This is a genomic window from Anaerobiospirillum sp. NML120448, from assembly GCF_023050945.1.
Lineage (GTDB): Bacteria > Pseudomonadota > Gammaproteobacteria > Enterobacterales > Succinivibrionaceae > Anaerobiospirillum.
Window position 1 is genome coordinate 15,735 of record NZ_JALKIM010000044.1, and the last position, 13,484, is coordinate 29,218.

Sequence of the window (13,484 nt, forward strand, 5' to 3'; positions counted from 1 at the left end):
AAGGCCTTTTATTTTTATAAAACTTGTTCCTCTTTTAAGAGCTTTATAAAGTCTCTTAAAACATAGTCAGAGCCATGCTTAGTTAAATGACTACTATCAAATATTAATATATTGCCTTCATCAGTACGAGTGCGGCATTGATTTTCGTTACATAACCTAGATTTAAGATCATAGTAGTAAACATTACTATGTTCTTTTGCTAGCAGCTCTAACTTGTTATCTATTTTGATATTATCCTCAAGGTTGATATCTTGATAAGACATCTGGTTTAGATATGTATCCATGCGATTTTGCTCAAAATACTGCTTATAGATTCTAGAAAGAGGAGTATTTAATAAAGAAAACTCCTTATAGGAGTGAATCTTATTAATAGGATATAGACTGCCAATAATGACAAATTTTACATGGTTTAACTTAGAAAAAAGTTTATCTAAATTTTGATAGACAGCCTCTTCATACGGCAGTTTATCTGCATCAAGATAGCAAGGCTTATTATTATTAAAGCACATGTGATTATTATCTTTATTATTATAATAATGAAAATAAGCTGACCAGCGGTGCGATAAAATAACTACTTGTTGCTCTTGCTGATTATGAAGTGTGCTATATAAATTTTGAATTTCATTAATTTTATCGTCAATGGCTGGACCTATATTTTTAGCGGATACCAAAAGCTCGTTATTAAATAAAGTACCATGCAAGGCAAATAGGTTTAGTTGATCGCCAAAAGTTTGGTTAAGTGTTTTATAGAAATGATCTGCATGTGAATCACCAACAAGCCAAATATTCGCATTTGGGTGAATAATTGGGGTTTCATAACCAGACAGGCCAGGATCATTTATATAAAATACATGTTTAGTTTTGTCATACAGTTGATCATCTATTCGCCATTCCCAACCATTACTTCTGCTAATTTGCATATTTAAGGCAAATACAGCCACAAAACAAACTAAGAACTTATAACCGTAGGTACGTTTTTTTTCTATAAAATGGTAAGACAGTGCTGAAAGAATAAAGGTAGCTGCTATAGCTATAAATGGGGTTAGTATCATCATCATGGACAAAATTACTAAAATTGGCCAGTGATAAATGTACAGAGAGTAGGAGATATTACCCAAATATTGGCTAACAGGATTATCCAAAAGAATATTTTTACAATTGGCCCAAATTACTAAGGCGCAGCCAATAACAGCTAATGCTGGAGTGCTAAAAGACCAAATAGGTTTTTCCTCAGCAATGATTACTGCACAAAAAATAGCTAATAAGCCAATTATTTGTAGGACTTTTCTAAAGATTGTTTTTTGTAAAGTGCATGGATATAAAAAAACCACACCACCTATGAGTAACTCCCAAGCTCTGACATGTAGCATGTAATAGGACTTGCTATTCATAGGGGCTAGCATAGTGTAGGCAGCTGCCGCAATGGTTAACACTAGTACTAAAGTTTTGGTCTTTTGAATACCAAAGAATTTTTTAAATATTGCTAGAACAACAGGGTAAATAATGTAGAACTGCCACTCTACTGATAAAGACCAAGTATGAAGCAATGTTTTATCTAAAGCAGAAGTTTCAAAATAGCCCTCATCACGTGCATAGCGGAAGTTGCTAACGAAAGTAAGAGCATAGCGAGCTTCTTTAGCAAAATTTTCTAAGTTTTGAGGATCAAAGATCTGGCTGACAATAATTAAAACAAAAACAATAGCCACCAAAAGTGCAGGACAGATTCTTTTAGCACGAGCTTTCCAAAATCCCCAAATACGTAGGAATGTAGAGAATCTTGAGTGAGGTGCTTCTTGGGAATCTTTGAGAACTTTATTAAAAATGATAGATGTCATTAAAAAGCCAGAAATGACAAAAAACACATCCACGCCTAAAAAACCAGCACTAACATTTTCATTAATAAAGCTGATAGCATGGTAGGTTTTGAGCTCTGGATCTATAGCCGCAAAAGTTCCTAAGTGAAAAGCAATAACTAAAAATACAGCTATTGCTCTTAGCCCAGCAATATCTTTTCTAAACTCTTTATTGGTCATTTATAGTATTAAATCTTAAAGTTTGGATTGGTGGTGGCAAAATTAATCTGAGCATTCATGAACCAGATAGGCTTGCTATGGAGCATGAGATAAGAAATGCCTATTATAAAGCTTTTATGTACCTAGTTTGTGAGTATTTCTTTGGAGTTTGTGAAGCTCATGATTTGATGTAATAAGCTGGGCACGAATGAGATCAATGTACTGACCTATTTGCGGCGGTATTTAGAAAATGATTTGGGCTAATGAATGGAATAAAATGGGCATAAGTTGATTTTTTTAGGTATAATGCCGTGTCCTTTGAAAGGACAAAGAATTTAATACGCACCATAGGATTATGGTGCGTTTTGTTTTTTAGGCTATAGAGCCTTGTGTGGCTAAAGCTTAAAGATACGCTAAAAAGTGCGTTTTATCGGGGTCATTATGCTATAATGACGGGTCAAATTTAGCATCTACTGTGGAGCGATTCATGTCTGCTACTCCTTCTTCTGCCAAGCTTATTTTTGTTACTGGCGGCGTAGTTTCTTCATTAGGTAAGGGCATTGCTGCAGCCTCTTTAGCAGCAGTTTTGGAAGCTCGTGGTCTTAAAGTGACTATGATGAAGCTAGATCCTTATATCAATGTTGACCCAGGCACTATGAGCCCAATTCAGCATGGTGAAGTATTTGTTACCGAAGATGGTGCAGAAACTGATTTGGATTTAGGTCACTACGAGCGTTTTATTCGTACCAAAATGTCTCACCGTAACAACTTCACTACTGGTCGTATCTACTCTGATGTGATCCGTAAGGAGCGTCGTGGTGATTATTTAGGTGCCACTATCCAAGTAATTCCTCACATTACTAATGCCATTAAAGAGCGCATTTTAGCTGGTGCTGAGGGTAACCAAATTGCTATTGTTGAAATTGGCGGCACTGTAGGTGACATTGAGTCTTTACCTTTCTTAGAAGCCATTCGTCAGTTAGCTGTAGAGATTGGTCGTGAGAACGCCTTATTCATGCACTTAACCTTAGTTCCTTATTTAGAGACCTCAGGTGAAGTTAAGACCAAGCCAACCCAGCACTCTGTTAAAGAGTTACTTTCTATTGGTATTCAGCCAGATATCTTAATTTGTCGTTCAGATCGTGTAATTCCTGCACATGAGCGTCATAAGATTGCTATGTTCTGTAATGTTCAAGAGCGTGCTGTAATTTCCTTAAAAGACGTTGACTCTATTTACAAGATTCCTGCTTTATTAAAGAGCCAATATTTAGATCAATTAATTGTTGATCGCTTTAATATCGAATGCCAAGAAGCTGATTTAAGCTCTTGGGAGCACGTACTTTATGAACAGGCTAATACTGTTGGTGAAGTTACTATCGGTATGGTGGGCAAGTATATTGAGCTTCCAGATGCTTATAAGTCCATCAATGAGGCCTTAAAGCATGGTGGCTTAAAGAATCAATTATCTGTAAATATTAAGTACATTGATTCTGAAGATGTAGAGTCCCGTGGCGAAGAGTTACTCCAGGGTATCGATGCTATCTTAGTTCCAGGTGGTTTCGGTAGCCGTGGTGTAGAGGGTAAGATTATTGCTGCTCGTTATGCTCGTGAGAACAATATTCCATACTTAGGCATTTGCTTAGGTATGCAGGTTGCTATTATCGAGTATGCCCGTCATGTAGCTCATTTAGACAATGCCAACTCAACTGAGTTTGATCCAAATACTCCTTATCCTGTAGTAGGTTTAATTACCGAGTGGATTGATGAGGATGGTAATGTTGAGGTGCGCTCTGATAAGTCTGACTTAGGCGGCACCATGCGTTTAGGTGGTCAGCTCTGTCACTTAAAGGCTGGTTCTAAGGTACGTGAGCTTTATGGCAAGGATGACATTGTTGAGCGTCATCGTCACCGCTATGAAGTTAACAACAAGTTAGTTTCTAAGCTTACTGATGCAGGTATGCAAGTAGCTGGCTTATCAACTGATAACAAGTTAGTTGAGATTGTAGAGATCCCATCTCACCCATGGTTTGTTGGTGTTCAATTCCATCCAGAGTTTACTTCTAACCCTCGTGATGGTCACCCATTATTCCGTGGCTTCATTGCTGCAGCCAAGAAGTATCAAGAGCAACACTAAGCTTTAAAAGTTTATTGTGCTAAAAAAGCGTAGCTATCGCTGATGGCTACGCTTTTTTATTTCCTAAATTTAGAAAAATAGCTAAAATTAATTTGTCAGGACATTATTCTTAATTTAGTTGTGGCTATTCTTTAACTTGTCTTTAAGAGGGCGCAATTGCTCTTTTGCCTGTGCTGTGCTTGGGCAAGAGTATTCTTGCGTGATATTGATGAAAATAATGGCTATTGTTTTAGCTATAGTTAGTTGCTTTTTGCTCTATGATCTAATTTTTGGACATAATGGTGTAAAGCAATATCAAACTATAGCTGCAAAATTAGAAAAAGCTCAAGAAACAGCTTTAGTGCTGCAAAAGCGCAATCAAGAGGTGGCAGATCAAATTAATGATTTGCAACAAGGCTCGATTGCTGTTGAGGAGCTAGCTCGTAGTGAGTTAGGCTTAATCAAACCTAATGAGCGCTTCTATCGTGTGTTAGCAACCGAAGAGAAGATACGCTCTATGTCTATTCATTTTAATTAGCTTTAAGCATTTTGAAAAAGGCCAAGTTTGTTTGGCCTTTAATTTATCAATAATTGTGTTCCTGGCCTAAGTGAGGTTGTTTGTGTTTATAGAAGTAAAAAACCAAGAAAATCATGGAGGCTGCGCCTACATAATGCGTAGTGTGCATGATGGCGCTTTAGTTAAAGATATAATTATTGAGAATTTAGGTTCAGTAGAGAGCCTACAAAAGAACCATCCTAATATTGTTGAAAGCCTTAAAAGTCTCTGTAATGAAGGAAGTATTGAGCCTTTTAAAAGTCGCATCTTAAATCAAGACATCAAACTAAGATTAGCTTTAAATCAGATGGCTGCTAACTCCCAATTTACGCTATCAGATAGGGAGCATAGTGATGAGCTGGATACTGCTAAACAGCAGTATGACTTATTAGATAAGGCTAGAACAACTCTCAATTACGATGAGCAGCTTTTAGTTATTAATAGTTATGCTAAAGAACTACAGCTATATCAAACTGCTATTGATAACATTCAACTCCATAAGAGCCACAGCTTGAGTAAAGCTTCTAATGTATCTTATGCTCTACCTCCTTATGAGTGTTTTATAGAATCTGGGCTCATTGATGCTGTAGTAGTAGCAGCTGGTGTAGGCTCACGAATGGGAGCTAATATACCTAAACAATATTTAACTTTAGGGGATAAGACTGTATTAGAACAAACAGTCATGAAGTTGCTTTGTTGTCCTTATATTAGTCGTGTCATAGTGGTTATTAGTGAACAGGATCCTTATTTTAAATATACCTGCTTAGGTGATTTACAAGGGGTTACTACTGTCTTTGGTGGTAAAGAGCGAGTAGATAGCGTGCTTAATGGCTTGCAAGCTGTTAATACTAAGTATTGTTTAGTTCATGATGCCGCTCGTCCGCTATTTTTAATGCATGACTTAGAAAGTCTCATTCTGCAAGTGGCTCAAGGCTTATCTTTAGGTTTTTGTGGTGGTATTCTTGCTTGTAAAGTAGCTGATACTCTAAAGCAATCTTTAGGTAGTGATAAAAATAGTAGCGTGCATGCTATAGAAAAAACTGTAGATCGCTCCTATATGTATAGAGCACAAACGCCGCAATTATTTAAAACACAACAGTTAATTGAAGCCATTAACCAAGGTCTTAAAAATCATCAAGCAATTACTGACGAAGCTTCAGCTTTAGAATTATTGTCTGAACAAGTCTTATTGGTTGAGGGCAGTGCTTTAAATTTCAAGCTTACAGATAAAAGCGATATGTTAATGGCTAATGCCATCTGGAATTTTAACAATTAAAGAGGTTTGCCCATGAGAATTGGTCATGGTTTTGATGTTCACCGTTTTGGTGGTGAGGGCCCTTGTATTTTAGGTGGCGTAGCTGTGCCTTATGAGCAAGGTCTAATTGCTCATTCAGATGGTGACGTGGTGTTACATGCCCTATGTGATGCTATTTTAGGTGCTTTAGCCTTGGGTGATATTGGCCAGCTTTATCCAGATAATGATAACAGTTATAAAAATATCGATAGCCGTATCTTGCTGCGTGATGTTTATGAGCGCATGGTACAAAAGGGCTATCAAGTAGGTAATCTGGATATTACTATTATGGCTCAAGCTCCAAAGATGTTACCTTATGAGCCACAAATGAGAGCCAATATTGCTAAAGATTTACATCTTGAATTAGATGCAGTAAGTGTTAAAGCCACCACTACAGAAAAATTAGGTTTTGTAGGCAGAAAAGAAGGTATTGCCTGTGAAGCTGTAGTCTTATTAAAACCAAAAGCTTAATTTTAAACAGGGCAATGATTAGTTTCATTGCCCGATCCCCCCAGTCATCATATTTCACGCTCTGATGGCCATGATCCCCTCCTCTTACTTGTAAGTTAGACCTGCCTTTTTATTAACACTAATAAGCTTTGGTATGAGAGCTTCTTGAAGCTTCTAAGGCTAAGGCCGCAGCCAAGCCGATGCCAATGCCGATGCCAATGCCAATGCCAATGCCAACGCTGCTGCTGATGCTGTGCCCCTATGGGGATAGATTTACTGTCTCATAAGGCTATCCATTATCAGTGGCTATTTATGGGGTTAGTAATAAAGTTTGATTACCTCAGTAAGAGCTAACTATTTTCCTTTACAATGTGCGAGCACATTAATTTGTAGTCGCTCGGGCGCTGCATGGCTATTGGTTAGATTTAAGCAGGTAGATACTGTGAAACTTAATATTTTTTCGAGCTTATATGAAATTTGTATTAAGCTGGCAAAACATCCTAAGGCCCCTTTATTTTTAGGCATTAATAGTTTTATTGAGTCTATTTTTTGGCCAATTCCGCCTGATGTAATGCTTGCTCCAATGTGTCTAGCTCAACCAAAGCGCTCTTTATATTATGCTGCTATTACTGTTATCACCTCTGTATTAGGTGCTGTTTGTGGTTATTATTTAGGCTATTTTATCTACGATCCTTATATAGCTGATCTTATTACCTGGTTAAATTACACTCAGTCTATGGAGACTGTTCGTAATTGGTTTGTGATGGAATATGGCATTTTAATGATTTTCATTGGTGCTTTTACGCCTATTCCTTACAAAGTTATTGCAGTTACTACTGGAGTGGTAGCAGCTGAAAGCCTGGCTAATACAGGAAGTACAGGCATGTTAACCATTATTAACTTCGTACTCGTTTCACTAGTAGGACGTGGTTTAAGATTCTTCTTAGAAGCTGGTGTAATTATGTATGGTGGTGAGCGTATGGAGCATGCTATTCGCCGTTATATTGATTACATTGGTTGGGCCTGTGTGATCTTAATTGTGGCCTATATTGGCTATAAGGTAATGGTTTAAGACTTGGACTGTGCCAAGCCTAGGTAGTATTAACACTAGAGCAAGATCTTATTTTTTTAGATTCATCTATCACTACCTAAGACTTGTTCTTATAGTTTCAGGCTTTATCGTTAAAGTTTGCTACAATAATTGACTAATGAAACTGACAAGCTAATGTTTTGGTTGTCCTGATTAGGTCAGCTTTAGTCCATATCATGCTGATATATGAGAGCAAACATTATTGGATAATAAGATCAATTAGTTTAATAAGTTTTTGATTAAGCAACTGCTAAGTTCCAATTTTTAGAGAATGCTGTGCTTTACCAATTATTTGGCTTTAAACTAACCTAAGTTGAGCCAATAAATTGAGTTTTAGGTAACGCAAACATGATAAAACCAATGATTAGTATGACTTTATTGTCTGTATTAGTGTCTTTAGTCGTAGGCTGTGAGACATCTAATCAGAACTATAGCCAATCTGGCCGTGTAGTAGATGTTACTAAAGGTCAATCTACTATTAATAATGCCCGTCAAACTGTTAATAATACTATTCATCAGACAGCTCCTGTTGTCTCTGAAGTGCCTGTAAGAGAGAGCTTGCCTAGCCAAACAGTGGTGGATGCTCCAGCATCTGCTCCAGTTCCTATTCCAGCGCCAGCTCCAAATATGGGCAATCAAGGGTATATAGAAGTTACTGAAACAGTTGATTATGAGCATGGTAACGACATTGTCACCTATACAGGTAATGCTTTACCTGACTATGAAGGTAATATGTCTGGCTCTTTAATTGGCGGTGTACCTGATGGCCCTCTTCCAGAAGTTACCCAAGATGTTCAGGCTCAAGCAAATTTAGGTAGCGCTGCTAGTGGTAGTGATGGTGCTTTATTAGCACAAGCAACAACCTCAACCTCATCAGGTAATTGGTTGTTAGTTGATAGTGCTGAGGCTAATAAGGACGAGTCCAACTCTCAAGCTTTACAGCGCTCTATGGAAAATAATGCTAATAACGCTAATGCTGCTACCAAAGCAGCTAACGTGGGAGCTGTAAAAGCTATTGCCCTACCAGATCGCTATGTGGTTGTTAAGGGTGATACTCTTTACTCTATCGCCTTCCGCTACGGTCTTGATTACCATGCTTTAGCTAAGATTAATAAGATAGAGCCACCATATAACTTAGCTTTAGGTCAGGTCTTAACCTTGAGTTTAAGATCTCAAATCGCTCCAAGCTATGTGGTACAAAAGGGTGATACTTTATACTCAATTGCCCGTAAGAATGGTCAGTCGGTATCTTTCTTGGCTGGTGTAAATAATTTAGAGCCTCCATATAATCTCACTGTTGGTCAAAGAATTTTGCTCTCCAGAGAAAATGTTGAAGGTCAAGCTAAGCCATCTAAGAATAATATTGAAATACCTGTAGCTGGTCAGCAATCTCAAATTGCTACTACCCCAACTCAAAAGCCAAGTGCTAATACCAATACTAGCACCAGCACTAGCAAACCTGCTGCAAGTCAGAATCAGCAAGTTGCTCAAAAAGTGCCTGCTAACGCTCAGACACCAATTGTTAACTCTAAGACCCGTAAGGTAGCTGGAGTTACCTGGTCTTGGCCAACTAGTGGCAAGGTAATTGAGCAATTCTCTACTGCTGAGCAAGGAAATAAGGGTATTGATATTGCTGGCAATAGAGGTCAAGCCATTTTATCAGCTGCTGATGGTCAGGTAGTGTACTCTGGTAATGCATTACGTGGTTTTGGTAATCTGATTATTATCAACCATAACAATGAGTACTTATCAGCTTATGCTCACAATGATGTAATGCTGGTTAAGGAAGGTCAAAAGGTTAAGCGTGGTCAGCATATTGCTCGTATGGGTAATACTGATACCACCTCTCCTCGATTACACTTTGAGATCCGCTATCGCGGTCAATCAGTAAATCCAATTAGCTATTTACCAAAATAGTTAAGCACTTGTAAGAAAAAAGCTCTTGCTAATCGTTAATGATAGCAAGAGCTTTTTTGTTTAATTAATGCCTATCAATCCTTTGAGCTAATCATTTTCTTAAGCTCATTTAAAGCATTGAGAGCTTCAAGTGGAGTAAGACTATTAAGATCAATCTTAGCAATATGCTCTTTTAGATCATTGTTTTGTTTAAGCTCATACTCTAACTGAGCACTGTGAGCTTGGCTTTCTAAAAGCTGAGCCTCTAAAGCACTAATATTGTCTAAAGCGCTCTTTAGTTCATTATTATTATTTGAGGCAACTTCCTCGTTATTTTGTTCAAGATTAGTATCTTGCTCAAAATTAATGAGAGGACTGGTAAAAATATGTCCTGAGGCAAGTTCTTTGGTGCGAGCTTGATAAAAACCAATAGCACTTTTGGTAATTTTGCTAGGAACACCTGCTAGCTGGGCAACCTCGATACCAAAAGATCTTGATTGGCGGCCTTTTTGCGCACTATATAAGAAGACAATTTTGCCCTGAAACTCTTTGGCATTAAAGCACAAATTAAAGGCATTGCTATAGTTCTCTACTAAAGTGGTAACTTCGGTGTAGTGGGTAGCAAACATAGTTTTAGGACAAATATTCTTAGATAAATATTGTACTATGGCCTCAGCAATGGCTGCACCTTCTGCACCTGATGTGCCTCTTCCTACCTCGTCCATAATCACTAAGCTATTTGCAGTAGCATTATTTAAGATAGTAGCTGTCTCCTCCATTTCAACCATAAAGGTAGAGCGTCCTGAGGCCAGATCGTCTGAGGCTCCAATACGGGTAAAGATACGATCAATATCACCAATAATGGCGCTTGTTGCAGGTACAAATGAACCCATGCGAGCCATAATTGCGATTAAGGCTGTTTGGCGCATAAAGGTTGACTTACCACCCATATTAGGGCCTGAAATTACAGCCAAGCACTGTTTGTCATTAAGCTCAATGCTATTAACAATAAATGGTTTATCGTTGATAGCCTCTACTACAGGATGGCGGCCTGATTCGATTTTAATAATATTGTCTGAACTTAGCTGTGGACGTACATAATGATGCTTTTTAGCTACTTGAGATAAAGAGAGAGCTACGTCTAAAAGGGCAATATTATGAGCAAATGAGCTTAATTTTGGTAAAGACAATATGAGCTTTTCAATTACTTCATCAAACAGCTCTTTTTCAAGTTGTAAACTACGAGCCTTAGCTGATAAGGTCTTTTCCTCTAACACTTTAAGCTCAGGGGTAATATAACGCTCAGAGTTTTTTAAAGTTTGGCGACGTACATATTCTGCTGGAACCTGATCGGCAGCATTACGTGACAACTCAATATAATAGCCATGAACATTATTAAAGCGAACTTTTAATGAGCTAATGCCAGTACGTTCTTTTTCCCTATTTTCAATGTCAATAAGGGTGTTTTCTGAGCCGTTTTGTAAGTCACGCAGCTCATCTAACTCCTCATGATAGCCCTCGGCTATAACTCCACCTTCTCTAATTAATAGAGCAGGGAACTCACAAATAGCCTTTTTAAGCAGTTCACCCTCTTCATCAAGCTCTGGTAATAACTCACACTGATAAGCCAGTAGGTTTATCCCTTGCTTATCTTTTATCTTAGAGTCTTGATCTCTCTGGGCATCAGAGTCATCACTTTCGCTATCACTAGCATTTGCGCTGGCGCTGGCACTAGCGCTATCGCTAGCGTTAGCAGGGCTTGCAATAGTGATATCTTGGAAAGTTAGCAGAGCTTTAAAGGCTGGTAAGAGTTCAATAGCATCACGCAGCTTAGAAAGATCTCTTGGCTTTGCAGAGCGTAGGCCAATACGGGCAACAATACGCTCTAAATCACCCATGGCATTAAGCACATTAGCCAAATCATCACTTTTAGGACTGTGATATAAGGCCTCTACTAAATCTAAGCGTGAGTTAATTTGGCTATTATTACGCAATGGATTGATAATCATATTGCGAAGTAATCTAGTGCCCATTGGGGTTTGTGTTTCATCTAAAACACCTAATAAGGAGCTCTTTTCGTTGCCTGAGAGGCTCTCAATCAGCTCTAGATTCTTTTGGGCATTGAAATCGAGCATTACTACATTAGAAATGTTGTCATTAATAATGTTAGTAACATGCTCTAAATCGACATTTTGGGTGCTTTTAACATAGCTTAATAAGGCACCAGCGGCACTGATGGCACACTTTAAATCAGCAATACCAAAGCTATTAAGGCTTTTTACTTTAAATTGTTCGCATAGACGAGCATAGGCTGATTCGTAGTTAAAGTCCCAAAGAGGCAGAGCTTTACGACAAATAATGCTTTGAATGTCTTTGTAATATTGGAAGCGCTCAGGATACAAAAGCTCAGCAGGATTGGTTTTGGAAAGGAGCATAGCCAGAGCTGCCATGGAACCTACTTGGGTTGCTGCAAAACGGCCTGTGCTCATATTTAAAGTAGCTAAAGCAAAAGTATCTTTATGCTCATAAATACAAGCAATAAGATTATCTTGGCGCTCAGGGATAAGGCCCTCATCGGTAACTGTGCCAGGGGTAATAATGCGACTGACTTTGCGGGTCATCATGGCACCTTTGGTTTTATCACCAACCTGCTCACAGATGACTACCGAGCGGCCCATTTTAATTAAGCGAGAAATATAAGTCTCACTTGAGTGATATGGAACGCCCGCCATAGGCACAGCTTGGCCGCCTTGGTTGCCTCTTCTGGTTAAGGTAAGATCCAGTAAATTTGATACTATCTTGGCATCATCATAAAAGAGCTCATAGAAGTCTCCTAAACGATAGAAAACTAAAGTGTCAGGATAGTTCTTTTTAATCTCAAAATATTGGCGCATCATTGGCGTCAACTGCTCAACGTCGATTCCATCAGTCATAAAAAAAGGCCTTAAAGTTGTAATGAGCAAGATATTTGCAAGTTGGGCTTAAATTTGGGCAGTAATGCTATGATAATTAACTTATTAAAGCAAATTAACCAGTCCCTTATGGTTAGCAGGTGGATATGCACCTCATAGCTGGTTCAAGACGATCTCTCCTAAGGATTTCTTTGAACTAATAGCCTCACCTTATGAAAAAAATTATAAGCCAATAAGGGACGCTATCTTAATCATAAGAAAAGAGTAGTTTACTAACATGTTGGTTAGCTTAGATAAGAGTTTGGCTTAGATACTAGAAGCTTGCTCTTTAAACTCTGTTGTTAGAATGTAGAATTACTACTAAAAAGAAACAAACTTTTACCGCTCCATGATTATGGGGCAGAAAAAGTTATCCAGCCTTGTGCAATTTTTTAATAAGAAATAGGAGATGTTTATGGAAGAGCTAGAGTTAATTGCAGAGCAATTTGCTCAAGATCATGCGCTTAACCATAATGTATTTGCTACAGCCGAGTCTTGTACAGGTGGTCTAATTAGTGCTGCCATAACCTCTATTTCAGGATCCTCAGCTTGGTTTGATCGTGGTTTTGTAACTTATACTAATGAAGCCAAACAAGAGTTATTACAAGTTCCTGCTCATATATTAGAGCAATATGGAGCTGTAAGTAATCAAACTGCCTCTTATATGGTAAGTGGTGCTCTTAATAATTCTCATGCTGATTTTGCAGTAGCGGTAACGGGAATTGCAGGCCCTACAGGTGGTAGTAAAGAAAAACCAGTGGGTACTGTTTGTATTGCTTTTAAACACCGCTCTTGGAATTATGCTTTAGTAAAGTGCCATCATTTTGCTGGCAATAGAAGTGAGGTAAGAGCTCAGACAGCCAAGTGTGCATTGCAAGGACTATTATTATTAAGTGCTCAACAAGAACTCAAAGATTATGATAGCTTTGTTCTAAATGATTGTTAGTTATAGGACTTGGCTCCTAAATTAATATCTTAAGATATGCTATCTTGATTATTTGCAAAAAAGATTAACGAAAACAATTTTCAGTTACGAATAATTACTTTATTGGATAAATAAAATTTTCCGCTATGTAAGAATATATATTATTCGCTATATGATGATATGCTTCATATATTAGT

The 13,484-nt window shown here is 38.0% G+C and carries 9 protein-coding genes; 7 read left to right on the forward strand and 2 right to left on the reverse strand.

Annotation, left to right across the window (positions count from 1 at the left end; genetic code table 11):
* Nucleotides 1-14: 14 nt before the first annotated feature.
* Entirely contained in the window at nucleotides 15-2,033 is a 2,019-nt protein-coding gene (locus MXE38_RS08245) for an acyltransferase family protein (protein WP_246913855.1), read from the reverse strand.
* 466 nt (nucleotides 2,034-2,499) lie between these two features.
* Here MXE38_RS08245 and MXE38_RS08250 point away from each other — a divergent pair, with 466 nt between their 5' ends.
* The 6 genes from MXE38_RS08250 (at nucleotide 2,500) to MXE38_RS08275 (ending at nucleotide 9,432) form a co-directional block, all read left to right on the forward strand.
* Nucleotides 2,500-4,146, forward strand: a complete 1,647-nt coding sequence (locus tag MXE38_RS08250; RefSeq protein ID WP_246913857.1) for a CTP synthase — start codon at nucleotides 2,500-2,502, stop codon at nucleotides 4,144-4,146.
* Nucleotides 4,147-4,363: 217 nt separating this feature from the next.
* Nucleotides 4,364-4,663: a septum formation initiator family protein gene (locus tag MXE38_RS08255; protein ID WP_246913859.1), complete on the forward strand. Its 300-nt coding sequence runs from the start codon at nucleotides 4,364-4,366 to the stop codon at nucleotides 4,661-4,663.
* Between the two features lie 133 nt (nucleotides 4,664-4,796).
* Nucleotides 4,797-5,957 (forward strand): 2-C-methyl-D-erythritol 4-phosphate cytidylyltransferase, encoded by a 1,161-nt coding sequence (gene ispD / locus MXE38_RS08260; protein WP_246913861.1) that lies wholly within the window; start codon nucleotides 4,797-4,799, stop codon nucleotides 5,955-5,957.
* 12 nt (nucleotides 5,958-5,969) lie between these two features.
* Nucleotides 5,970-6,446: a 2-C-methyl-D-erythritol 2,4-cyclodiphosphate synthase gene (gene ispF / locus MXE38_RS08265; RefSeq protein ID WP_246913863.1), complete on the forward strand. Its 477-nt coding sequence runs from the start codon at nucleotides 5,970-5,972 to the stop codon at nucleotides 6,444-6,446.
* 421 nt (nucleotides 6,447-6,867) lie between these two features.
* Complete coding sequence (locus tag MXE38_RS08270; RefSeq protein ID WP_246913865.1) at nucleotides 6,868-7,497, forward strand: DedA family protein; 630 nt, start codon at nucleotides 6,868-6,870, stop codon at nucleotides 7,495-7,497.
* A 387-nt stretch (nucleotides 7,498-7,884) separates the two neighbouring features.
* A complete protein-coding gene (locus MXE38_RS08275) occupies nucleotides 7,885-9,432 on the forward strand; it encodes a peptidoglycan DD-metalloendopeptidase family protein (protein ID WP_246913867.1) in 1,548 nt (515 codons plus the stop codon).
* A 74-nt stretch (nucleotides 9,433-9,506) separates the two neighbouring features.
* Here MXE38_RS08275 and mutS read toward each other — a convergent pair whose 3' ends face one another.
* Entirely contained in the window at nucleotides 9,507-12,344 is a 2,838-nt protein-coding gene (mutS, locus tag MXE38_RS08280; protein ID WP_246913869.1) for a DNA mismatch repair protein MutS, read from the reverse strand.
* A 433-nt stretch (nucleotides 12,345-12,777) separates the two neighbouring features.
* Between mutS and MXE38_RS08285 the strand changes: the two genes are divergently transcribed.
* Nucleotides 12,778-13,308, forward strand: coding sequence for a CinA family protein (locus MXE38_RS08285; protein WP_246913871.1), 531 nt, complete (start codon nucleotides 12,778-12,780; stop codon nucleotides 13,306-13,308).
* Nucleotides 13,309-13,484 lie beyond the last annotated feature (176 nt).

Excerpts from the sequence above, each read along its gene's own strand:
- MXE38_RS08250 (WP_246913857.1), top strand. The coding sequence starts at position 2,500 with ATGTCTGCTACTCCTTCTTCTGCCAAGCTTATTTTTGTTACTGGCGGC.
- ispD (WP_246913861.1), top strand. The coding sequence starts at position 4,797 with ATGCGTAGTGTGCATGATGGCGCTTTAGTTAAAGATATAATTATTGAG.
- mutS (WP_246913869.1), bottom strand. The coding sequence starts at position 12,344 with ATGACTGATGGAATCGACGTTGAGCAGTTGACGCCAATGATGCGCCAA.
- MXE38_RS08255 (WP_246913859.1), top strand. The coding sequence starts at position 4,364 with ATGGCTATTGTTTTAGCTATAGTTAGTTGCTTTTTGCTCTATGATCTA.
- MXE38_RS08245 (WP_246913855.1), bottom strand. The coding sequence starts at position 2,033 with ATGACCAATAAAGAGTTTAGAAAAGATATTGCTGGGCTAAGAGCAATA.
- MXE38_RS08275 (WP_246913867.1), top strand. The coding sequence starts at position 7,885 with ATGACTTTATTGTCTGTATTAGTGTCTTTAGTCGTAGGCTGTGAGACA.
- MXE38_RS08285 (WP_246913871.1), top strand. The coding sequence starts at position 12,778 with ATGGAAGAGCTAGAGTTAATTGCAGAGCAATTTGCTCAAGATCATGCG.
- ispF (WP_246913863.1), top strand. The coding sequence starts at position 5,970 with ATGAGAATTGGTCATGGTTTTGATGTTCACCGTTTTGGTGGTGAGGGC.